18 protein-coding genes are annotated in these 21,362 nt (G+C 70.5%); 8 read left to right on the top strand and 10 right to left on the bottom strand.

Annotated elements, in window-relative coordinates:
* Positions 1 to 158: 158 nt before the first annotated feature.
* Positions 159 to 1,481, bottom strand: coding sequence for an FGGY family carbohydrate kinase (locus Prum_RS31575; protein ID WP_173079776.1), 1,323 nt, complete (start codon positions 1,479 to 1,481; stop codon positions 159 to 161).
* 175 nt (positions 1,482 to 1,656) lie between these two features.
* On the opposite strand from Prum_RS31575, the gene Prum_RS31570 reads away from it, so the two are divergent.
* The 5 genes from Prum_RS31570 (at position 1,657) to Prum_RS31550 (ending at position 8,170) form a co-directional block, all read left to right on the top strand.
* Positions 1,657 to 3,540 carry an anthranilate synthase family protein gene (locus Prum_RS31570; RefSeq protein ID WP_173079775.1) on the top strand — a complete coding sequence of 628 codons (1,884 nt, stop codon included), beginning with the start codon at positions 1,657 to 1,659 and terminating at the stop codon, positions 3,538 to 3,540.
* A gap of 29 nt (positions 3,541 to 3,569) precedes the next feature.
* Positions 3,570 to 5,420, top strand: a complete 1,851-nt coding sequence (locus Prum_RS31565) for a glycoside hydrolase family 9 protein (protein WP_173079774.1) — start codon at positions 3,570 to 3,572, stop codon at positions 5,418 to 5,420.
* Positions 5,421 to 5,525: 105 nt separating this feature from the next.
* A complete protein-coding gene (locus Prum_RS31560) occupies positions 5,526 to 6,791 on the top strand; it encodes a pyridoxal phosphate-dependent aminotransferase (RefSeq protein WP_246278214.1) in 1,266 nt (421 codons plus the stop codon).
* Positions 6,792 to 6,875: 84 nt separating this feature from the next.
* Positions 6,876 to 7,334 carry a cellulose binding domain-containing protein gene (locus Prum_RS31555; RefSeq protein WP_173079773.1) on the top strand — a complete coding sequence of 153 codons (459 nt, stop codon included), beginning with the start codon at positions 6,876 to 6,878 and terminating at the stop codon, positions 7,332 to 7,334.
* 8 nt (positions 7,335 to 7,342) lie between these two features.
* Positions 7,343 to 8,170, top strand: a complete 828-nt coding sequence (locus Prum_RS31550; RefSeq protein WP_218577414.1) for a hypothetical protein — start codon at positions 7,343 to 7,345, stop codon at positions 8,168 to 8,170.
* Between the two features lie 106 nt (positions 8,171 to 8,276).
* Here the strand turns inward: Prum_RS31550 and Prum_RS31545 are convergent, their stop codons facing one another.
* The 4 genes from Prum_RS31545 to Prum_RS31530 are packed head-to-tail and all read right to left on the bottom strand — an operon-like array spanning position 8,277 to position 12,528.
* Positions 8,277 to 9,479 carry an ABC transporter ATP-binding protein gene (locus Prum_RS31545; protein WP_173079771.1) on the bottom strand — a complete coding sequence of 401 codons (1,203 nt, stop codon included), beginning with the start codon at positions 9,477 to 9,479 and terminating at the stop codon, positions 8,277 to 8,279.
* A gap of 3 nt (positions 9,480 to 9,482) precedes the next feature.
* Positions 9,483 to 10,328, bottom strand: coding sequence for a carbohydrate ABC transporter permease (locus Prum_RS31540; protein ID WP_173079770.1), 846 nt, complete (start codon positions 10,326 to 10,328; stop codon positions 9,483 to 9,485).
* Positions 10,328 to 11,278, bottom strand: coding sequence for a carbohydrate ABC transporter permease (locus tag Prum_RS31535; RefSeq protein ID WP_371871290.1), 951 nt, complete (start codon positions 11,276 to 11,278; stop codon positions 10,328 to 10,330). Before Prum_RS31535 ends, Prum_RS31540 begins: the two co-directional genes overlap by 1 nt.
* Positions 11,275 to 12,528 (bottom strand): ABC transporter substrate-binding protein, encoded by a 1,254-nt coding sequence (locus tag Prum_RS31530; RefSeq protein WP_178132669.1) that lies wholly within the window; start codon positions 12,526 to 12,528, stop codon positions 11,275 to 11,277. The genes Prum_RS31535 and Prum_RS31530 overlap by 4 nt, the downstream gene beginning before the upstream one ends.
* Positions 12,529 to 12,754: 226 nt before the next feature.
* Here Prum_RS31530 and Prum_RS31525 point away from each other — a divergent pair, with 226 nt between their 5' ends.
* On the top strand, positions 12,755 to 13,159 hold the full coding sequence (locus tag Prum_RS31525) for a RusA family crossover junction endodeoxyribonuclease (RefSeq protein WP_173079769.1): 405 nt from the start codon (positions 12,755 to 12,757) through the stop codon (positions 13,157 to 13,159).
* Here Prum_RS31525 and Prum_RS31520 read toward each other — a convergent pair.
* Genes Prum_RS31520 through Prum_RS31510 form a run of 3 tightly spaced genes read right to left on the bottom strand, consistent with a single transcriptional unit; the run spans position 13,156 to position 14,903 of the window.
* On the bottom strand, positions 13,156 to 13,731 hold the full coding sequence (locus tag Prum_RS31520; protein WP_173079768.1) for a TetR/AcrR family transcriptional regulator: 576 nt from the start codon (positions 13,729 to 13,731) through the stop codon (positions 13,156 to 13,158). The genes Prum_RS31525 and Prum_RS31520 overlap by 4 nt on opposite strands.
* Positions 13,728 to 14,630 carry an FAD-dependent oxidoreductase gene (locus Prum_RS31515; RefSeq protein WP_173079767.1) on the bottom strand — a complete coding sequence of 301 codons (903 nt, stop codon included), beginning with the start codon at positions 14,628 to 14,630 and terminating at the stop codon, positions 13,728 to 13,730. The genes Prum_RS31520 and Prum_RS31515 overlap by 4 nt, the downstream gene beginning before the upstream one ends.
* 18 nt (positions 14,631 to 14,648) lie before the next feature.
* On the bottom strand, positions 14,649 to 14,903 hold the full coding sequence (locus tag Prum_RS31510; protein WP_173079766.1) for a winged helix-turn-helix domain-containing protein: 255 nt from the start codon (positions 14,901 to 14,903) through the stop codon (positions 14,649 to 14,651).
* A gap of 199 nt (positions 14,904 to 15,102) precedes the next feature.
* Here Prum_RS31510 and Prum_RS31505 point away from each other — a divergent pair, with 199 nt between their 5' ends.
* Positions 15,103 to 16,740, top strand: coding sequence for a glycosyltransferase family 39 protein (locus Prum_RS31505; RefSeq protein WP_246278213.1), 1,638 nt, complete (start codon positions 15,103 to 15,105; stop codon positions 16,738 to 16,740).
* A 10-nt stretch (positions 16,741 to 16,750) separates the two neighbouring features.
* Positions 16,751 to 17,488 (top strand): FkbM family methyltransferase, encoded by a 738-nt coding sequence (locus Prum_RS31500; protein WP_173079765.1) that lies wholly within the window; start codon positions 16,751 to 16,753, stop codon positions 17,486 to 17,488.
* Here the strand turns inward: Prum_RS31500 and Prum_RS31495 are convergent.
* On the bottom strand, positions 17,470 to 18,192 hold the full coding sequence (locus tag Prum_RS31495) for a Clp protease N-terminal domain-containing protein (protein ID WP_173079764.1): 723 nt from the start codon (positions 18,190 to 18,192) through the stop codon (positions 17,470 to 17,472). The two genes, Prum_RS31500 and Prum_RS31495, sit on opposite strands and share 19 nt — an antisense overlap.
* Before the next feature lie 494 nt (positions 18,193 to 18,686).
* Positions 18,687 to 21,326: an MGH1-like glycoside hydrolase domain-containing protein gene (locus Prum_RS31490; protein WP_246278212.1), complete on the bottom strand. Its 2,640-nt coding sequence runs from the start codon at positions 21,324 to 21,326 to the stop codon at positions 18,687 to 18,689.
* Positions 21,327 to 21,362 lie beyond the last annotated feature (36 nt).

Here is a 21,362-nt window from a genome sequence, read left to right as displayed (position 1 = left end):
CCCCTTACCTCGTACCCGGCCTGTCGAGGAGCGGAGTCCATCCAACCAGGCAGGCCAGCAGTGTCAACGCCGCGACCTGCGACAAGTTCACGAAGGATACAGTGGCTGACCGGATCTTGCCGGTACCGCCTAGCCCGGCTCCCCCGTCTGGCTGATCTTTACAACCGGCCGGTCGCGACCAGTGCCGCCCCCGTAGCGCCCACTTCGGGGTTGGTCACGTGGCGCACGGTACGCGGTGCCAGCGCCACCTGGAAGGCCCACCGCCACCATGCGGACGCGGCGACGGCGCCGCCGCCCAGCACCACCGCCACCGTACGATCCACAGTGGACTCAAGGATGGCCAGGTCAGCGGCCACCTGGTGGCACACCCCGTCCATCAACGCGGCGAACATCTCCACCGCCGTGGTCGAGAAACCGATACCGGAAAGCGCTCCCGCCCCGGCCGGCGTGTCGCCCGGCGGCCGGTCGCCACCCAGCCGCGGATCCGCCCGCACCTCCAACTCGCCCGGGGTCAGCTTGGCCAGCGCGGCTTCCAGCTCCGCGTGCTCGGGCAGCCGCAGCTCGCGGCGTACCCAGGCGTGCAGGTTGCCGCCCCCGGAGTACGCGGTGCCGGTAACGATCCGGTCGTGGTCCACCCGGTAGCGCCACAGGTTGGCGGGCAGCGGCGGCAGGACTGCCCCGGCCGGCGCCGCTTGGACGAGCCGTACGGCGGCGGAGGTGCCCACGGTGACCGCGGCCCGGCTCGCGTCGGCGCAGCCCGAGCCGATGTTGGAGGCGGCGCCGTCGCCGGTCGGCGGCGCCCAGTCGGCGTCCCGCAGGGCGGGCCAGCGCCGGGCGTACTCCGGCCGGAGCCGGCCCCGCCAGCCCGCCGGTGCCAGCGCGGGCAACTCCCCCGGCCGTACGCCGGCCAGGGCCACCGCCTCGGCGTCCCAGTCGAGCGCGGCGAGGTCGAGCAGGCCGGTGCCGGACGCCATCGACACCGACATCGCACCGTCGCCGAGCAGCTCGGCGAAGACGAACTCGGGCAGCCCGGCGAAGCGGCTCACGCCCGGGATCCGCGCCCGCAGCCAGGGCAGCTTCACGGTCCAGTAGAAGCGGTGCCACCACGTACCCGTGCGGTGGTGGAACGCGTCAAGGTCGGCCGGACCGGCGGCGCCCATCCCCGGCGCGGGCCGGGTGTCGAGCCAGGTGATGAGCGGACCCAGCGGCGCGCCGGCCGCGTCCAGCGGCACGACCGAGTGCCACTGGCTGGACGCGGCGACCAGGGTGACCCCGTCGAGGTGGCCGGCCGCGGCGAGCTCGTCCAGGCACGCGACGAGCGCGCCGAGGTAGCCGACCGCGTCGAGCGTGCCCGCGCCGCCGTCGTCGACGGCCACCTCGACCGCGCGGCGGGCCAGCGCCCCCGGCAGCGGCGTGGCGGCCTCGTCCAGCACCAGACCGCGTACCGACGACGTGCCCAGGTCCAGCGCGAGAATGTTCATGCTGTTACTCTGCTCGACATGTCCGCGCGATTGAACTCCTGGTGGTCCGCCATTCCGGCGGCCCACTCAATCCGCGCGTAACACCCACGCGGCCGCCCACCGAGGCGGCCGCCCCTGCATTCCGACGCACCGGCTGTCCGCCACGAAGCGGCTCCCGACCCGAAGGAATGTACGGATGGATCTGTTGACCAAGCTCCTGACGGCGGACACCCCGCCCCCTTTCGCGCTCCTGCGCCGGGAAGGCGCGGAACATATCGAGGTCTTCACCGGCGACGTGACCACCGCCGACCGGCTCGCCGACATCCCCCTACCGCCCGGCCAGCCCGGACCACGCACGCTCGCGCTGGTCCCGTACCGGCAGATCACCGAACGTGGCTTCGCGTGCGTCGACGACGGCGCCCCGCTGGAGTGCCTGGCCATCGCGACCACCGCGGAGGTCCCGCTCGCCGCGGCCCTGGCCGCGCTCCCGCAAGCCCCCGTCGCCGCCCGCGACGGGGGTTTTGACATCTCCGACGAGGAGTACGCGGACACCGTGGGCGCGGTGCTGCGGGACGAGATCGGCCGGGGCGAGGGGGCCAACTTCGTCATCCACCGCACCTACACCGCACGCGTCGACCACCCGCTGCGCGCGGCGCTGGCGGCGTTCCGGCGGCTGCTGCTGCACGAGCGCGGCGCGTACTGGACGTTCGTGGTGCACACCGGCACCCGCACACTGGTCGGGGCGACCCCGGAGCGGCACGTCAGCGTCGAGGACGGCCTGGTGATGATGAACCCGATCAGCGGCACGTTCCGGCACCCGGACGGACCGGCTGACCGGGACGCGCTGCTGCGGTTCCTGGCCGATCCGAAGGAGATCGACGAGCTGTACATGGTGCTCGACGAGGAACTGAAGATGATGGCCACGGTCGCCGAGCACGGCGGCCAGGTGGTCGGGCCGTACCTGAAGGAGATGGCGCACCTGACCCACACCGAGTACCTGCTGGCCGGGCGCGGCTCGCGGGACGTGCGGGAGGTGCTGCGGGAGACGATGTTCGCGCCGACGGTCACCGGCAGCCCGATCGAGAACGCCTTCCGGGTGATCGCCCGGCACGAGGGGCGGGGCCGGCGCTACTACGCGGGCGTGCTCGCGCTGCTCGGGAACGACGAGGCCGGCCGGCAGACGCTGGACGCGCCGATCCTCATCCGGACCGCGGAGCTGACCCCGGACGGCCGGTTGCGGGTGCCGGTGGGCGCCACGCTGGTCCGCCACTCGACCGCCGCCGGCGAGGTCGCCGAGACACACATCAAGGCCGCCGGCGTCCTCGCCGCGCTGGGTCTGCGGCCGGCTGCGGCTCCCCGGCAGTCCAGCGAGTCAGGGGTACGCCTTGCGGACGACCCGGATGTCCGGGCGGCTCTGATCGACCGCAACGCACGGCTGGCCCGCTTCTGGCTGGACGAGCGCCGAGGAACCGACACGGTGGACGGCGCGCCGCGGGTGCTGATCGTGGACGCGGAGGACACGTTCACCGGCATGCTGGCGCACCAGATGCGGTCGCTGGGCCTGGTGGTGACCCGCCGGCCGTGGACGGAGCACGGCTCGGTCGGCGAGTTCGACCTGGTCGTGGCCGGGCCCGGGCCTGGGGACCCGACCGTCGTGGACGACCCGAAGATGGCGGCGATGCGCGACCTGATCGCCGCCCGCCTGCACAGCGGGGCGCCGCTGCTGGCGGTGTGCCTGGGGCAGCAGATCCTGGCCGGGCTGCTCGGGCTGCGGCTGCACCGGCGGGACGCGCCGTACCAGGGGTTGCAGCGGGAGATCGACCTGTTCGGGCGCACCTGCCGGGTGGGCTTCTACTCCACGTTCACCGCGCTGGCCGACGCCGACCTGCTGGCCACGGCGTACGGGCCGGTCGAAGTGGCCCGGGATCCGGCCGACGGGGCGGTGCACGCGCTGCGCGGGCCACGCTTCGCCGGGGTGCAGTTCCACCCCGAGTCGGTGCTGAGCGAGGACGGCCTGTCCGTGCTCACCGATCTCGTGACGGCATTGACGGAGGTGCCCGCCATCACCTTAGATAGGTAACCTAACTGTCTAACGGATGGGAGCGGCTCATGCGCGCACTGTTGGCACTGTGCCTGGTCCTGGTCGCCGCTCCCGCACCCGCCTCGGCACACGCATCCCCCGGCCTGGTCCGCGTCGACCAGGTCGGGTACGCCACCGGCGAGTCGAAGACGGCGTACCTGCTGGCACCGCGGCCCGCCCCGGGCGCGCGCTTCTCGGTGGTGGACGAGCGCGGGCGGGACGTCCACACCGGCCGGGTCGGGGCGAACGCCGGCGCGTGGAGCACCGCCTACACCGCCGTGCACCCCATCGACCTGTCCGCCGTCCGGACCCCGGGCACCTATCGCGTGCGGGTCGCCGGCGCGGAATCGCCGAAATTCCGGGTCGACTCCCCCGACAAGCTCTTCGCCCCGCTGGTCGCCGACACCGTCAACTTCTTCCAGGTCCAGCGGGACGGCGCGGATGTCGTACCCGGAGAACTGAACCGGCGGCCCTCGCACCTGACCGACCGGCGGGCGACCGTCTACGAGCCGCCGGTCTTCGCCGGCGACGGGGGTGACGTGCCGGCGGCGCCGCTGCAACCGCGGGCCGGCGCCGGGCCGGTGGACGTGGAGGGCGGCTGGTTCGACGCCGGCGACTTCGTCAAGTTCACCCATGCCTCCGCGTACGCGCTGACCGAGCTGCTGTACGTGCAGCGGACCACCGGCGGGCCCGCGTCGCTGCGCCGGGAGACCACCCACGGGCTGCGCTGGCTGGACAAGATGTGGGACGGGCGCACCCTCTACGTGCAGGTCGGCATCGGCACCGGCAGCGAGGAGTTCGGCTTCCTGGGCGACCACGACGTGTGGCGGCTGCCCGAGGCCGACGACGCGCTGCAGACCGGGCCCGGCGACGCGTACCAGTTCATCAAGTACCGCCCGGTCTTCCCCGCCGCCCCGGCCGGCGAGCCGGTGAGCCCCAACCTCGCCGGACGGGTGTCCGCGGCGTTCGCGCTGGCCGCCCAGCTCGCCGCCGGGCGCGGCGACCGCGGCGAGGCGCGGCGCTGGCTGACCGAGGCCGCCTCCGTGTACGCCCAGGCGCGCACCACCGACGTCGGCGAGCTGGTCACCGCGTTCCCGCACGCGTACTACCCGGAGGACTCCTGGCAGGACGACATGGAGCTGGGCGCGACCCAGCTCGCCCTGGCCGCGACCGCGCTGGGCGACCCGCGCGCCGACCGGTGGACCCGGGAGGCGGCCGGCTGGGCCCGCGCGTACCTGGACACCTCGCCCTGGGACACCTTGAACCTGTACGACACCAGCGCGCTAGCCCACGCGGACCTGGTGCCGCTGCTGCACGGCTCCGCCCTGGCCGACCGGCTCATCGCCGACCTGCGGCGCCAACTGGACAGCGGCGTCGAGGCCGCGGCCGGCAACCCGCTGGGCCACGCGGTCGACGTCACCCAGTTCGACGCGGCGACCCGCAGCTTCGGGTACGCGGCGACCGCGCAGCTCTACCGGCGGCTGACCGGCTCCCGGGCGTACGACGACTTCGGCACCCGGCAGCGCAACTTCGCGTTCGGCGCCAACGCGTGGGGCACGTCCCTGATGATCGGCGCCGGCACGACGTACCCGCAGTGCCCGCAGCACCAGGTGGCGAACCTGTCCGGCCTCGGGGTCCGGGGTGCCCCTGGGATGGCTATTGTCCGCGGCGCGGTGGTCAACGGACCGAACGGCGCGGAGAACTTCGAGTTCATCGGCATCCCGGACGGCGCCAACGCGTGCCCGGCGGACGGCGTCAACCGCTTCGCCGCGTACGATCGGCCGGACGCCCGCTACCTGGACGACGTGCGGGCCTGGCCCAGTTCGGAGCCGGCTATCGACTTCACCTCGACGGCGGCCCTCGCTTTGGCACTTTCTTAGCTCGGAGTCTCATTAGGTCCGTCTTAAACCTTTCTGTTGGTTTGAACCAGGCTCGTGGAGTGTCCCGTACCGCCCCACGACACTGGCCATTTCAGGGAGGTATCCGTGCGTCACGGAAACGTCGACCTTGGTCTGCTGCGCACGGGCGCGCACAGCCCGTCGGTGTTCGCGCTGAGCAGGAGCATGGGAGAGGGCAGCACCCCGATTGTCGACTTCTGCATCCCGTGCAACCCGTACTTCCCCACGCCCGAGATGTTCGCCGCGCTGTCGCAGAACCTGGAGTCGATCCTTAAGTACTACCCGAGCGACTCCGGCTCGATCACCGCCAAGCTGTGCAGCGTCCTCGGCCTGCACCCGCAGACCGTCGCGATGGCGAACGGCTCGACCGAGCTGATCACCTGGCTCGACCACCTAATGATCAAAGAGAGCATCGCGATCCCGATCCCGACCTTCGGCCGCTGGACCGACCAGCCGCTGGAGACCGGCAAGCGGGTCGACATGTATCCGCTCCAGGAGGCCGACGGCTACGCCCTCGACCTGGAGGAATACGTCGCGTTCATCCGCAGCCGCGGCTCCCGGGTGGCGGTGATCTGCAACCCGAACAACCCGGACGGCGGCTTCCTGCCCCGCCGCGAAGTGCTGCGCTTCGTCGACGCCCTCACCGACCTGGACCTGGTGGTCGTGGACGAGTCGTTCATCGACTTCGTCGAGGCCGAGCGGCAGCCGTCGATCGCACCGGACGCGGCGATCCGCCCCAACGTGGTGGTACTCAAGAGCCTGGGCAAGAACTTCGGCCTGCACGGCATCCGGTTCGGCTACCTGGTGGCCAACCCGCAGATCGCCGGCAAGATCGCGAAGGTCCTGCCGAAGTGGAACCTCAACTCGCTCGCCGAGACCGTGGTCCACATGATCCAGGACTACGAGACCGAGTACCGGGAGAGCCTGCGGCTGCTGGCCCGCGACCGGTACTCGATGGCCGACGAACTGAACCGCGTCCCCGGGCTGACCGTCTTCCCGTCGCAGGGCAACTTCCTGCTCGTCAAGCTGCCGCCCGGCTGGAGCGGGGTGGACCTGCGCGACTTCCTGCTGAGCCGGCACGGGCTCTACGTCCGGGAGTGCGGCAACAAGCTGGGCATGACCAGCCAGTTCCTCCGCTTCGTGGTCCGCCCGACGGACGACGTACGGCAACTGGTCGACGGCATGCTCAGCTACGGCCGCTACCTGCACGGCGAGGCGGAGCGCTACTCCTCGCCCGACCCGCTGACCGACGACCGCTACGGCCTGTCCAGCCTGTCCAGTGCGTCCCCGGAGCCCGACAACCTCATCCCGTACCCCCGCAGCCGCTCCCGCCTGGCGGCCTCCGCCAACTGACGCCTATCGATGAACGTCGCGATGCAAATTCGATGAACGCCTCCTTCCATGCTGGGCGTATCGCCCCGCATGGAAGGAGTGCCCATGGCTGACCCGCCACCGCGACCTCGCCGTACCCGTCGGTACGCGCTCGCGCTCGTCACGGTGTTGCTCGCCCTGATCGCGGTGCCCGCGCTGGCCACCAACGCGTACGCGCTGACCAGGTGCGGGGCCACGTACCGGGTGGCGGCGTTCTGGCCACCGCCGCCCACCGACACGCCCGGGTTCCAGGCCGAGATCATCGTGACCAACACCGGATCCGTCAAGACCACGGGATGGCGGATCGACCTCGTCATGCCCGTCGGCTTCATCACCGTCACGTCGGTCTGGAACGCGACGCGCGTGCCGAACAGGCCGACCGACTTCGAGAACGCGTCCTACAACGCGGTACTCAACCCGGGTGGCTCGACGTCGTTCGGGTTCATCGCGGTCCGGGCCACACCCGGGACAAAGATGACCCCGAACCAATTCTGGTGCACCGCATACAGCCTTGAGACCGGTTGAGGAGGTCGATGATGCACACCACAGGCCGGCTGGCCGTCGTCGTGGCAGCGGCGATTCTCGTGTCGGTGGCCGGCGCCGGTGCCGCCGAGGCGGACCTGCGCGCCATGGAAACCCGGCGCGGGACGCTCACGCTGGCGCCGAGCGCGTCGGGCACGATCACCGTCAACTGCCAGAGCTGGGGCGTCGCGATCAGCGGCGGGTTCTCTGCCAGCACCGTCAACGACGTGATCATCGACGCCTCGCGGCCGTCGACGAACAGCAACGGGTGGTTCCTCAGTGCCCTCAACACGCTCGGCACGACCCAGACGGTCGACGTCTTCGCGGTCTGCGCCAGCATCGACGGGCGGACGTTTGTCTCCCGCACCGCGTCGGTCGCGCCGGGCGCGAATCCGGACGTGACGCAGGCGTGCCCGACCGGCACGTCGAACACCGGCGGCGGGTACCGCATCGACCCCGTCCCCCGGTTCACGGTGATGTCCTCCCGCCCCGCCACCACCGGGCAGGGCTGGTCGGTGATGCCGTACAACGCCACGACGGTCAGCCGCTCGGTCACCACCTACGCCGTCTGCGCGGTGTTCCCCGGGCGCCAGGTCGTCAGCCGGAGCGCGATTCTCGAGCCCGGGACCTCGGTCAACCTGGCCGCGACCTGCTCCAGCACCCCGACCTTCAACCTGGCGGTGGGCGGCGGCTGGGCCCACGGCGGCGCGACCCGCTGGCTGGTCGACCGCTCGACGATCTCCAGTCTCTCGGACTGGACCACGCACTACGTCAACACCACGCTGACCGTGCGGTACGGCATCACCACGTACGTGGTTTGCGCCACGGTCCCCACCTGAGGATCAAGGGATTTTGCGTCGATCAAGGGCAAACGGCTGTGGATTGGAGATCAAACCACGACCATTTGCCCTTGATCGACGGCTCAAGGGCTCGGCGGCGGCGTGCTCAGGCGACGCCGGCGGCCTTGCCCTCGTGCAGGGTGACGTTGCGGCCGTCGGTCGGGTCGAAGAGGTGGATCTTTTCCAGGTTGAACCAGACCTTCGCGGGCCGCCCCTCCGCCACCCGCGACTCGGCGGACAGCCGTGTCACCAGGTTGGCGCCGCCCGCGGGCAGGTCGGCGGCGCCGGCGTCGGCGGCCAGCTCCTCCAGCTCCGCGGAGGTGGCGCGCTCGCCCTCCACCGTCAGGTAGACGTACTTGTCGGAGCCCATCGACTCGACCAGCTCCACCGGCGCCTCGAACTCGATGCCCCGCTGCCGGGTCGCCTCGTCGACCAGCGCCGCGTCCTCGAAGTGCTCCGGCCGGATGCCCATGATCAGCTCCGCGGGCACCTCGCCCTTGTCCAGCTGCCGCCGGATCCGCTCGCCGACGGGCGCCTCGCCCAGGGCCGTCTCCAGCTTGCCGTCCTTGACCTGGGCGCCGAGGAAGTTCATCGACGGCGAGCCGATGAACCCGGCGACGAACAGGTTGGCCGGGTGGTCGTACAGCGTCTGCGGGTCGCCGACCTGCTGCACCACGCCGGCCCGCAGGACGACCACCCGGTCGCCCAGCGTCATCGCCTCGGTCTGGTCGTGGGTCACGTACACCGTGGTCGTGTCGAGCCGCTTCTGCAGGCGGGAGATGACCGTGCGCATCTGCACCCGCAGCTTGGCGTCCAGGTTGGACAGTGGCTCGTCCATCAGGAACGCCTTGGGGCTGCGCACGATCGCCCGGCCCATCGCCACCCGCTGCCGCTGCCCGCCGGACAGGTTGGCCGGCTTGCGGTCCAGCAGCTCGGTCAGCTCCAGCACCTTGGCCGCCTCGCCGACCTTCTGGTCGATCGTGGCCTTGTCCAGCTTGGCCAGCCGCAGCGGAAAGGCCATGTTCTCCCGCACGGTCATGTTCGGGTAGAGGGCGTACGACTGGAACACCATCGCGATGTCCCGATCCCGGGGCGCCTTCTCGTTGACCCGGTCGCCGGCGATGCGCAGCTCGCCGGAGCTGATGTCCTCCAGTCCGGCGATCATGTTGAGCAGCGTGGACTTGCCGCAGCCCGACGGGCCCACCAGGATCACGAACTCGCCGTCGGCGATCTCCAGGTCGACCTCATTGACCGCCACGGTCCCGTCCGGGAACTGCTTGGTCACCTTGTCCAGCACGATGTCGGCCATGAGTCACCCCTTAACCGCGCCGGACGTCAGGCCCGAGACGATGCGACGCTGGAAGAAGAGCACGAACAGGATGATCGGGATCGTGATCACCACGGCGGCCGCGGAGATCGCCCCGGTCGGGTCCTCGAACTGCGACGCGCCGGTGAAGAACGACAGCGCCGCCGGTACCGTGCGGGACCGCTCGGTGGAGGTGAGCGAGATCGCGAACAGGAAGTCGTTCCAGCAGAAGATGAACGCCAGGATCGCGGTGGTGAACACGCCCGGCGCGGCCAGCGGCGCGATCACCTTGCGGAACGCCTCGCCCTGGGTCGCACCGTCCATCTTGGCCGCCTTCTCCAGGTCCCACGGGATCTGCTTGAAGAACGCCGACAGCGTGTAGATCGTCAGCGGCAGCGCGAACGTGATGTACGGCAGGATCAGCCCCAGCCAGGTGTCGAAGAGGCCGAGCCGCCGCTCGATGTCGAACAGCGGCGAGATCAGCGAAACCTGCGGAAACATCGCGATCAGCAGGGACACGCCGACCAGCGCTCCCTTGCCGGGGAAGTCCAACCGGGCGATCGCGTACGCCGCCATCGTGCCCAGCACCACGGCGATCAGCGTGGAGATCAGCGCGATGCCGATCGAGTTGATCAGGGCGCGGACGAACTGGTCGGTCTGGAAGATCGTGCGGTAGTTCTCCAGCGTCCACTCACGCGGGATGAACTTGCCGTCGGTCAGCGTCGCGGTCGTCTTGAACGACAGCGACGCGATCCACAGCACCGGGATCAGCGCGAACACGACCACGATCAGGTCCAGCACACCCCAGCGCCACTTGGCTCCACGGCCCGATCCAATAGTTGACTCAGCCATCAGCGCCTCCCCTCCTCGCTGCTACCGGGGGCGGCCGTGCCGAACAGCTTCACGAAGATGAACGCGATGATCGCCACGGCGACGAAGATCAGCACCGACATCGTCGAGCCGATGCCCAGGTTGAGCCCTCTGATCAGGTTGTTGTACGTCAGCATCGACACCGAAGACGTGTCGTTGGCGCCGGCGGTCAGCACGTAGATGTTGTCGAAGACGCGGAACGCGTCCAGCGTGCGGAACAGCAGCGCCACCAGGATGGCCGGCTTCATCACCGGCAGCATCACCTTCGTGAAGCGCTGCCACGCGGTTGCTCCGTCCATCGCGGCGGCCTTCAGCAGGTCCTCCGGCACGAGCGCCAGCCCCGCCATCAGCAGCAGCGCCATGAATGGCGTGGTCTTCCAGATCTCCGCCAGCATGATGATCGCCAGCGAGCTGGCCCGCTCGGTCAGCGGCGCGCTGTCCTCGAACAAGTTCGCCAGATAGCCGGTGCCGGGGGTCCACGCGTACCGCCAGGAGAACGCCGCGACCACCGTCACGATGCCGTACGGGATCAGCGCCGCCGTGCGTACCACGCCGCGCCCGACGAGGGTGCGGTGCATGATGAGCGCCAGGGCCATGCCCAGCACCAGCTCGACCGCAACGGTCACGACGGTGATCAGCGTGGTCACACCGAACGCGGTCCACCAGATCTCATTGCTCAGCACCGTGACGTAGTTGGACAGCCCGACGAACTCGCGCTCGTCGGGGAACTTCAGGTCGTACCGCTGCAGGGACAGCCAGACCGAGTACAGGATCGGATAGCCGGCAACGGCGACCATCACCAGCACCGCCGGCGCGCACAGCAGCCAGGCCAGGCGCCGCTCGGCCCGCTTGCCCTCGGACAGCCGGGCCTTGTCCACCTTGGACAGCGTTTCGGCCCGGTGCTTGGCCCCCCTGTCCGCGACGCTGGTCACGGCAGCACCCCCTTCGACTCCAGCGCGTCCTGGATCGAGCCGCGCAGTTGCTTGGCGGTCTGCTCGGGCTTGATCGAGGACGGCGGCGACAGCGCCGCCGCGATGACCGTCGAGATGTTCTGGTACGCCGGCGACAGCGGCCGTACCGCCGGGTCCTTGAGCTCCTCGAGGATGGTGTCCTTCATCGGGTACGCCTTGGCCATCTCCGGGTCGGCGTAGACGCTCTCGATGGTGGGCGGTACGCCGTCGTTGATCGCCGAGAACTTCTGGTGCTCGGCGTTGCGCAGGCACAGCGCCGCGGCGAACGCCTGGTCGGGGTGCTTGGAGTACCGCGACACCGCCAGGTTGTAGCCGCCGATGGTCACCCGGCTCGGCGTGCTCGCGTCGACGGCCGGATAGCGCGCCCACTTGACGTTCTTCGCCAGGTCTGGCGCGGCTTCCTGCATGGCCGGGTAGACGAACGGCCAGTTCAGCTGGAACGCGCCGCCACCGGACTGGAACTCCAACCGGGCCGGGTCCTCGATGGTGTTGGAGAACGACGGGCTGGTCACGCCGGCCGTGGCGAATCGGTGCAGGATCTCCAGCGCCCGCACCGCGCCGGCGTCCATGTCCGCCTTGGTGCCGTCGTCGTTGAGGATGTGCCCGCCCGCACTCACCGCGATCGTGTTGTAGAGCACGACGAGCCCTTCGTACTGCGCGCCCATCGTGATCACCTGGTACGGCTTGCCCTGCGCCTTGAGGTCCAGCGCCTGCTGGATCATCTCGTCCCAGGTCTTGGGCGGCTGCGATACCAGGTCGCTGCGGTACCACAGCAGCTGCACGTTGGTGTTCTTCGGCGCCGCGTAGAGCTTGTCCTCGTACCGGGCGCTCGCCAGCGGCCCGGCGAGCGTGCCCCGCTCAGCCTCCGCCTTGTTCTCCCCGGTCCACTCCAGGATCCAGTCGGCGCTGGCGAACTCCTGGGTCCACGTGACGTCGAGGCCGAGCACGTCCATGCCGTCGTCCTCGGCGGCGAGCCGGCGCACCATCTGCACCCGCTGGCCGTCGGCGTCGCGCGGCAGCACCTGGTAGCTGATCCGGTACTGGCCGCCGGCCTTGGCGTTGCAGTCGTCGACGACCTTCTGCAGGTTCTGCTCCGGACCGATATAGAGATTGATGGTGGGCGTGCCACCCTCGTCACCGCCGCAGGCCGCGCTCGACCCCAGCAGCGCCACCGCCACCGCGGCAGCCGCCACCCGTCTGATTCTTCGCACCGGCCTCGCCTCCCTCCGGCCCCTTCTCCCCCGCCCGCCGGAACGGCAAACCTCGGGCAAATCGCCCTCACTCCGCCGATTCCCTAACTGTGCACGAACGGACGCTGTCCAGATGCCGAAATCGGTCGGTACCGTCGGGGCGCAAGTCGCCGCCGACGCCGACTTTCCTCTTTTCACCCCCTGCACGGTCCGACCGGGAGGATCGTCTCCACATGGAGGTGGCGTCGTGGATTCTTTGGCGTTCGAAGTGCGCGGGCTGCCTCCGTTGCGGAACGAGGCCCTGCCGATCCTGGCGGCCGGTCACCGCCAGGCCAACCGGGTCCGCGCGCTGCTGGAGGCGGCATGCCGGGCCGCCCAGCACAGCGGCTGGACCCCCGTGACCCACCTGGTCGCCCTCGACGTCGTGTTGCGCCGCCCGCCGGACCACCACTGCGGCGACGCCACCCACTTCCTCGGCGCCATCGGCGACGTACTGCAGGACAAGCGGCGGGCCGCGAGCGTCAGCCTCACCCACCTCGGCGTGCTGATCGACGTCGCGCTGTTCGTCGACGACCGCCAGATCCGGCAGATCTCCTACCGCGAGGAGCACGCCCCCGAACCCTCGTACTCCGTCACGGTCACCGCCCTTTAACCGCGGAGGCCGTGGTGCAGGAGGTCTAGCGCGCGGGTGGCGGCGGACCGGCGGCGCGCCAGGTCGTCCTCGCCCTCGATGACGGCCGCGACCATCCGCATGACGTCGAGGATGTCCGTGGGCTGCAGGTCGACCCGCACCGCGCCGTCCTCCTGCGCGCGCCGGATCGGGCCGGCGAAGACGCGCACGATCCGGTCGGCGAGCGCTTGCAGGTCCGGCGCCTCCGCGCCCTTGCTCACCGCCTGGAACAGCCCGTGGCTGCGCACCTGGTGGTCGACCACCGCCCGGAGCAGCGCGTCGAACGCGTCGGCCCGGCCGTCGTACTCCTCGGCGAGCCGCTCGATGTCCCGCACGTTGTCCTCGAAGATGGCCACCGCGAGCGCGTACCGGTCGGCGAAGTGCCGGTAGAGCGTGCCGCGCCCGACCCCGGCCCGGCGCGCGACCGCGTCCAGCGGTGCGGCGAAGCCGCCCGTGGCGAAGACCTCGCGCGCCGCCTCGATGATCAACGTGCGGTTCCGGCGCGCGTCGCGTCGCCGGGAGAGCTCGGCGGACGTGGTTTGGACCGGCGTCACAGCCCGAAGTGTACGAGAACGTCCTCCGCGCACCCCCACGACAGCGTCACGCCGGCGCCGCCGTGCCCGTAGTTGTGGATCACCCGGGCGCCGTCGACGGCCTCCGCCTCCAGGCGCGGCCCGCCGCTCCGCACCGGCCGCAGCCCGGCCACTTCGGCCAGGACCGGAGCGCCAGCCAGTTCGGGTACGAGGGCGGTGCAGCGCGCCACGATCGCCCGGCTCGCCGCGGGGTCGGCCGTCGTGTCCCACTCCCCCGCCTCGAACGTCCCGCCGAGCACCACGTCGCGGCTGCGCGGATGGACGTACGTCATGCCGGCCGGGTTGGCCTCGTACCGCACCGAGGTGTCCAGCCCTGGGTTGGCGACCAGGACCACGCGGCCGCGGGCCGGGTGCACGGCGTCGTCCGCGCACAGGTCGCGGGCGCCGAGGCCGGTGGCGTTGACGACCACCGGGGCGAGCCCCGCGGCCTCGGCGAGGCTGGCTACCCGGCGGCGGGTCAGCGGCGGCGCCTGTTGTGCCAGCCACTGAAGATAGGGCCGCATCTCGACCGTGGGCGCAGTAAATTTCCATTCACCGTCGCCTATGTGAAAATCAGTGACGGCGCTCGCCCACCACGGGACCTCGGTGTCGCGGGTGAGCATTCGGGTACGGCGCATCACGACGCCCGGCACACCCTCCGCCGCGTGCCGCGCCAACTCGTCGTACGTGCGATGGGCCCAGGTGAGCACCCGCGGATCGGGGTCGGTATGCGTCGGGTACCAGACCGCCGCGGCGACCGCCGACACCGTGTCCAGCGGCCCGTCCGCCGCGACCAACCCCACCCGTACGCCGGCCCGCCCCAAGCGGATGGCCGTGGTCAGGCCGATTACGCCCGAACCGAGGACGACAACGTCGAACATGGGCAGGTACCGTCTACCTCACTGTTGGCCACCTGGGGAGGACGATACCGCCGATGGCGTACCCATGACATAGACGCCGCGCCCCTGATGACCCTCGAGCACCCCGGCGTCCTGCAACCGCCCCAGCGCGGCCTTGACCGGGGTGTCGCTGCACTCGTACGCCTGCATCAGCTCGGCGATCGAGGGCAGCTTGTCACCAGCCTTCAGCTCACCGGACTCTATCCGGTCGCGAATGTCGTTAATAATCTTTCGATATACGGGCACGGCGGGCATGTGCTGGCACTCCCTTGGTCGGCGTACACATTTGATCATGCCCGACTCGGGGTCACAAGTATTCGTTGTACCCAATTGACTCAGGGTCCTAAGAACCCTAGGTTGGCCTGGGTGAGGCGGCCCGGCTCCTTGGTCGGCAACCTGGTGGCCACGGTCGCCTCACCCATTCTCCTCCTCCCCGCGGGCTAGCCTGGGGGCCGTGCCGGTCCTCGATGTCGTGCGGAGCTACCGGCGCCCGCTCCTCGCGCTCGCGGTGCTCGCGCTCCTGGCCCAGATGGCGTACGCGATGGTCACCACCGCCCGCGAGCAGACGCCGACCATCGACGAGCCGGTGTACGTCGGCGCGGCCGTCGTCCAGTACCAGCAGCACAGCCTCCGGTACAACCCGGAGCACCCACCGCTCGGCAAACTGATCATGGCGATCGGGCTCGCGCACGTCGACCCGGTCCTGGACCCGGCGTTCGAGGGCGACCAGGGCGAGCTCGGCCGGCACCTGCTCTACCAGGCATGCAACGACCCGTGGCGCATCATGCTCTGGGCGCGGCTGCCGATCATCGTGCTCACGCTGCTGTTCGGGCTGGTCGTGTTCGCGTTCGCCCGCGACGTCGCCGGCCCGGTGGGCGCACTGGTGGCGCTCGCCCTGTACACCTTCTCGCCCGACCTCATCGCCCACGGGTCACTGGCCACTCTGGACGTACCCGGGACTGGTTTTTTGCTCACGGCGCTGTGGCTGTTGTGGCGGGCGCGGCGGCGGCCGCGGCTCTATCTCCCCTTCGCCGCGCTCGCGCTCGGCGCGGCGCTGGCCACCAAGACGAACGCCCTGCCGTCCGTCGCGTTGCTGTTGCCCCTGGTCATGGTCTCGGTCTGGTACGCCGGCCGGCGTCCCGACCAGGGCCGGCGCGGCACCGCGCGGCTGCTCGGGCTGGGCGTGGCGGCCGCCGTGGGCGTGGCGGTGGTGGCCGCCGCGGTGGTGTGGGCGAGCTACCTGGCCGTCGACCCGAGGCTGACCTGGACCACGCCCGCCGAGGTGCCGGTCATCGGCGGGCTGCGCGGCCAACTCGTCGACTGGCTGCCGTTTCCCGAGCCCTACCGGGACGGGATGCGCATCCAGTTCGGGTACGAGGACACGCCGTTCGGGACGTTCCTGTTCGGCAACGCGTACCGCGACTACCTGTGGTTCTACCTACCGGCCGCGCTGCTGGTGAAGACCCCGCTCGGCATGCTCGCGCTGTGGGTCGCCGGCGCGGTCGCCCTGATCGCGGTGCCCCGCCTGCGGCCCGCCGCGCTGTACCTGCTCATCCCCACCCTCGCGCTGCTGGCTGTCGCCATGGCCGGGACGCGCAACCTCGGCACCCGGTACGCCCTGTTCGTGCCGATGTTCCTGGCCGTGGCCGCGGCGGCCGTGGTCGTGTTGCGGCGGCGATGGCAGGCGGTGACCGCCGCCCTCGTGGCGTTCGTCGCGGTCAGCTCGCTGCACACGTTCCCGTACTACCTGCCGTACTCGAACGAGGCGTTCGGCGGGACGGCAAAGACCCACCTGCGCCTGCACGACTCGAACGTCGACTGGGGACAGGACCTCGGCCGCCTCGCCGACCACCTGCGCGAACGCTATCCCGGCCAGACCGTGTGGCTCGTCTACAAGGGCAGCGGCGAGCCGGACTACTACGGCATCAAGTTCCGCGACCCGCTGCTGACGCCGCTGGACGAGGTACACGGGCTGCTCGTCGTGTCCAACAGCGCGGCCGCCAAGGCCGGGCGCAGCGTGCTCGCCACCCTCGTGGACAGCAGCGAGCCGATCGACCAGGTCGGCCACTCCATCACCATCTACCGGCGGTAGGGTCTGGAGCATGTTCGGCCGCATCTGGGGGATCACGCGATCGCTCGTCGTCTACCACGGTCAACCGGCCAAGCACCGGCGGATGCGGCAGGTGTACGGCCAGTTCCTCGGCCCCGGTGACCTCGGCTTCGACCTCGGCGCCCACGTCGGCGGCCGGGTACGCGCCTGGCGGCGGCTCGGCGCGCGGGTCATCGCGGTCGAACCGCAGCCGGACTGCCTGCGCGTCCTGCGCTTCTTCTACGGCCGCAACAAGGACGTCACCATCGTGCCGTCGGCCGTCGGGGCCAAACCGGGGCGGGCGCGGCTCGCCCTGTCCAGCGCGAACCCGACCGTCTCGTCGATGTCCGAGGACTGGATCGAGTCGGTGGGCGCCGACCCCGGCTTCTCCCGCGTGCGGTGGGACCGCTCCGTCGAGGTCGAGGTGGCGACCCTCGACGAGCTCATCGCGACGTACGGCGTGCCGGCCTTCTGCAAAATCGACGTCGAGGGCTTCGAGGTCGACGTGCTCCACGGGCTCAGCCAGCCCCTGCGTGGGCTGTCGTTCGAGTACCTGCCGTCGGCGCACGACGCCACCCTCACGGCCCTGGAGATCGTCGGGCGCCTCGGCACCTACCGGTACAACTTCTCCCCCGTCGAGACCATGCGGTTCGCGAGCGAGGAGTGGCTCGACGCCGCCGGCCTCATCCGCCTACTCGACGGCATCCGCCCCACCGGCCGCTCCGGCGACGTCTACGCCCGCTTGTCGTAGTCCTCCCGCAGCGGCTCCAGCGCCTCCACAATGGACCGCTCGGCGGCTTCCTTGGTGATGCCGAGCCCGGAGAGCAGGCCGTGGCCGTTCTCCAGCTCCAGGAGCGCCAGCAGGACGTGCTCGGTCCCGATGTAGTTGTGCCCGAGGCGCAGCGCCTCCCGGAACGTCAGCTCCAGCGCCTTCTTGGCCTGCGCGTCGTACGGGATCAGCGCCGGCGGGACCTCGTCGGCCGCCGCCGGCAGGCTCGCGGCCGCCGCCTCCCGCGCCCGATCCAGGGGTACGCCCTGCGCCACGATCGCCTTGGCGGCCAGCCCGTCCGGCTCGGTGAGCAGCCCGAGCACGATGTGTGCAGTGTTGATCTCGAGGTTGCCGGCGGCGCGGGCCTGCTCCTGCGAGGCCAGCGCGGCGTTCCGCGCACGCGGGGTGAACCGGCTGAACCCCTGCGACGGGTCGAGGGTGACGGCCTCACCCTTGGCGACGAACCGCTTCTGAGCCGCCTGCTTGGTCACGCCGAGACTGGAGCCGATCTCCGTCCAGGAGGCGCCCGACCGGCGGGCCTGGTCGACGAAGTGCCCGATCAGGTGGTCGGCCACTTCCCCAAGGTGCTCGCCGACCAGCACGGCGTTGGCAAGCTGCTCCAGCGGCTCGGAGTGCACCTTCTTGATCCCAGTAATCAGGTCGTCCAACCGAATAGGTGTCGTCATGCGTCAACCCTAGGTTGACGCCGCAGCATTCGTCAACCCCAAGTTGACGCTCCTGCGCCACCGCGCGCACCCTCCCCGCCCTCGCGCCGCATGCGCCCTCCCCTCGCGCCGATCAAGGACCTGCCCGCCGATCAAGGGCATATGGCCGCGCTTTGATCTCAGATCCACGACCGTTTGCCCTTGATCGCGAGGGTGGCCCTTGATCGGCGAAGCACCCGACCGGGGCGCATTCCCGAGCAGGGCGGGCGCGGTCGGGCGGCGCGGTCGGGCGCTTGCCGGCAGCGGACTTGGTGGGGCAGGCCGGGATCTTGCGTACGGATGTGTCCGACATAACCGGGCACAAGATCCCGGTGCGCCCCACCAAGTTGAGCGACCCCTCGCCACCTCGCCGATCAAGGATTTCGACGCCGATCAAGGGCAAAGGGTCGTGGTTTGGAGATCAAAGCACGACCGTTTGCCCTTGATCGACGGGGAGAGCGGGGGCAAAGGGCGGGTTAGGGGCGGGTGGTGAGGATTAGGTCGGCTACCAGGGCGGTCCAGCCGGTTTGGTGCCAGGCGCCCAGGCCGGCGCCGTTGTCGCCGTGGAAGTACTCGGGGAAGGCGATCAGGTCCTTCCAGTCCGGGTTGGTCTGGAAGAGTTCCTGCGCGCCGTACATGGGGCGGCGGCCGCCCGCGTCCGGTACGAACAGGGCGATCAGGCGCTCGGACAGATCGTCGGCCACCTCGTTGAGGGTGCGTTTCTTCCCGGACCGGGTCGGGTGCTCGATCATCAGGTCGTCGCCGAAGAACTGGGCGTAGTCGCGCAGCGCGCACACCAGCAGGTAGTTGGTCGGCATCCAGATCGGGCCGCGCCAGTTGGAGTTGCCGCCGAACAGGCCGCTGGTCGACTCGGCCGGCTCGTACCCGACGGTGAAGTCCTGGCCGCCCAGCGACACCGTGAACGGCTTGTCCAGGTGGCTGCGGGACAGCGTGCGCAGGCCGTACGGGGACAGGAACTCCTCCTCGTCCAGCATGCGCGCCAGGATCCGGACGATCTGCTCGGGCCCCACCATGGACAGCAGGCGCCGCTGCCGCCCGTCGGTGGCGAGCCGGCGGGCGCCCAGTACGTCGGTGTACGCCGGCTTGTTGACCAGGAACCAGCGCAGCCGGGCGGCCAACTCGGGCAGCCGGGCGAGGGTGCGGGAGCTGAGTGTGGTGGTGGCGGCCAGCGGCAGCAGGCCGACCACCGAGCGCACCTTGAGCGGCACGGTGCTGCCGTCGGGCAGCCGGAGCTGGTCGTAGAAGAACGCGTCCTCCTCGTCCCACAGCCCCTGGTGGTACGCGGCCGAGGCGATGTACGCGAAGTGCTCGAAGAACTTGGTGGCCACGTCCTCGTACGCGCGGTCGTGCTCGGCGAGGCGGACGGCCATGTCGAGCAGGTTGAGGGCGTACATGGCCATCCAGCCGGTGCCGTCGGACTGCTCCAGCACGCCGGCCACGGGCAGCGCGGCCGACCGGTCGAACGGGCCGACGTTGTCCAGGCCGAGGAAGCCGCCCTCGAAGACGTTGTTGCCGTTGATGTCCTTGCGGTTGACCCACCAGGTGAAGTTGAGCAGCAGCTTGTGCATGACCCGGGCGAGGAAGTCGTAGTCCCGCCCACCGTCGATCTCGAACACCCGCAGCGCGGCCCAGGCGTGCACCGGCGGGTTGACGTCGCCGAACATCCACTCGTACGCGGGGATCTGCCCGTTGGGGTGCATGTACCACTCGCGCAGGAGCAGCAGCACCTGCTGCTTGGCGAACTCGGGGTCGACCCGCGCCAGCGTCACGCAGTGGAACGCCAGGTCCCAGGCGGCGTACCAGGGGTACTCCCAGGGGTCGGGCATGGAGATGACGTCGAAGCTGTTCATGTGCCACCAGGCGCTGTTGCGCCCGTGCCGGCGCCCGGTCGGCGGCGACGAACTGGCCGGGTCGCCGGTGAGCCACTGCTCCACGTCGAAGTGGTAGAACTGCTTGCCCCACATCAGCCCGGCGATGGCCCGCCGGGCCACGAGCGCCTCGTCTCGGGTGGCGCTCTGCGGGATCAGCCCGGTGAAGTACGCGTCGGCCTCGGCGCGCCGCGCGGCGACCACCTGGTCGAAGCCGGTGCCGAGGTCGAGCAGCGGCGCCGACTCGGTGCCGGGCGGCGGCGAGGTGAGCGTGAGCCGCAGCCGGATCCACATCTCCCCGCCGGGCGGCACGGTCAGTTTGTAGTGTAATGCCCCTTTTGTCCCAGTCAGCGCCGGATTCACCGTCGAAGCACCGTCGACCACGTGGTCGTTGATGCCGTCCTTCGGGTAGTCGCTGCGCCCCTCCAGCCCCCACAGGCGCTGGGTGTTGGTCTCGTTGTCGCAGGTCAGCACGGTCGGATCGCCCTCGCCCTGCAACACGATCTGCCCGAGCACCCAGTGCTGACCGACCAGCCGCCCGTCCTCGCCGGTCAAGACCGGCACCTGGTCACGCCCCGGCAGCCCCCACGACCAGGTGTTGCGAAACCACAGCGTGGGCAGCACGTGCAGGGTGGCGGTCTCCGGGCCCCGGTTGGCGACGTTGACCATGATGCACATGTCGGTCGGCGACGCCTTGGCGTAGTCGACGGTCACCGCCCAGTACCGGTCCTCGTCGAAGACCCCGGTGTCGACCAGCTCGTACTCGGTCTCGTCGCGGCCGCGAGCGGCGTTGACGGCCACCAGGTCGTCGTACGGGAAGGCCCGCTGCGGGTAGTGGTAGCGCCAGCGCATCCAGGAGTGGGTCGGCGTGGAGTCCTCGTACCACCAGTACTCCTTGACGTCCTCCCCGTGGTTGCCGCCGTCGCCGCCCAGGCCGAACATCCGCTCCTTCAAGATCGGATCCTGGCCGTTCCACAGCGCCAACGCGAAACAGAACGTCTGCCGGTCGTCGCACACGCCGGCCATGCCGTCCTCGTTCCACCGGTACGCCCGCGACCGCGCGCAGTCGTGCGGGAAGTAGTCCCAGGCCGTACCGTGCTCGCTGTAGTCCTCGCGAACGGTGCCCCAGGCGCGCTCGGAGAGGTAGGGACCCCAGGCCCGCCACGGCTCCGCCCCCGCGTTCGCCTGCTCCAGGCGCTTATGCTCCGCTTCTCCGGCACCCGCCACCGGGGCAGTCACCTTCGCTTTCCGTCGTCGTGACCA

Origin of the sequence: Phytohabitans rumicis (assembly GCF_011764445.1) — a bacterium.
Classification (GTDB): Bacteria; Actinomycetota; Actinomycetes; order Mycobacteriales; family Micromonosporaceae; genus Phytohabitans; species Phytohabitans rumicis.
This window is presented reverse-complemented; position numbering and strand designations above follow the sequence as displayed.

Coding starts and splice junctions, on each gene's coding strand:
- Prum_RS31570 (WP_173079775.1), top strand. CDS start 1,657: ATGGATCTGTTGACCAAGCTCCTGACGGCGGACACCCCGCCCCCTTTC.
- Prum_RS31575 (WP_173079776.1), bottom strand. CDS start 1,481: ATGAACATTCTCGCGCTGGACCTGGGCACGTCGTCGGTACGCGGTCTG.
- Prum_RS31510 (WP_173079766.1), bottom strand. CDS start 14,903: ATGCCCGCCGTGCCCGTATATCGAAAGATTATTAACGACATTCGCGAC.
- Prum_RS31555 (WP_173079773.1), top strand. CDS start 6,876: ATGGCTGACCCGCCACCGCGACCTCGCCGTACCCGTCGGTACGCGCTC.
- Prum_RS31515 (WP_173079767.1), bottom strand. CDS start 14,630: ATGTTCGACGTTGTCGTCCTCGGTTCGGGCGTAATCGGCCTGACCACG.
- Prum_RS31540 (WP_173079770.1), bottom strand. CDS start 10,328: ATGGCTGAGTCAACTATTGGATCGGGCCGTGGAGCCAAGTGGCGCTGG.
- Prum_RS31495 (WP_173079764.1), bottom strand. CDS start 18,192: ATGACGACACCTATTCGGTTGGACGACCTGATTACTGGGATCAAGAAG.
- Prum_RS31545 (WP_173079771.1), bottom strand. CDS start 9,479: ATGGCCGACATCGTGCTGGACAAGGTGACCAAGCAGTTCCCGGACGGG.
- Prum_RS31550 (WP_218577414.1), top strand. CDS start 7,343: ATGATGCACACCACAGGCCGGCTGGCCGTCGTCGTGGCAGCGGCGATT.
- Prum_RS31500 (WP_173079765.1), top strand. CDS start 16,751: ATGTTCGGCCGCATCTGGGGGATCACGCGATCGCTCGTCGTCTACCAC.
- Prum_RS31565 (WP_173079774.1), top strand. CDS start 3,570: ATGCGCGCACTGTTGGCACTGTGCCTGGTCCTGGTCGCCGCTCCCGCA.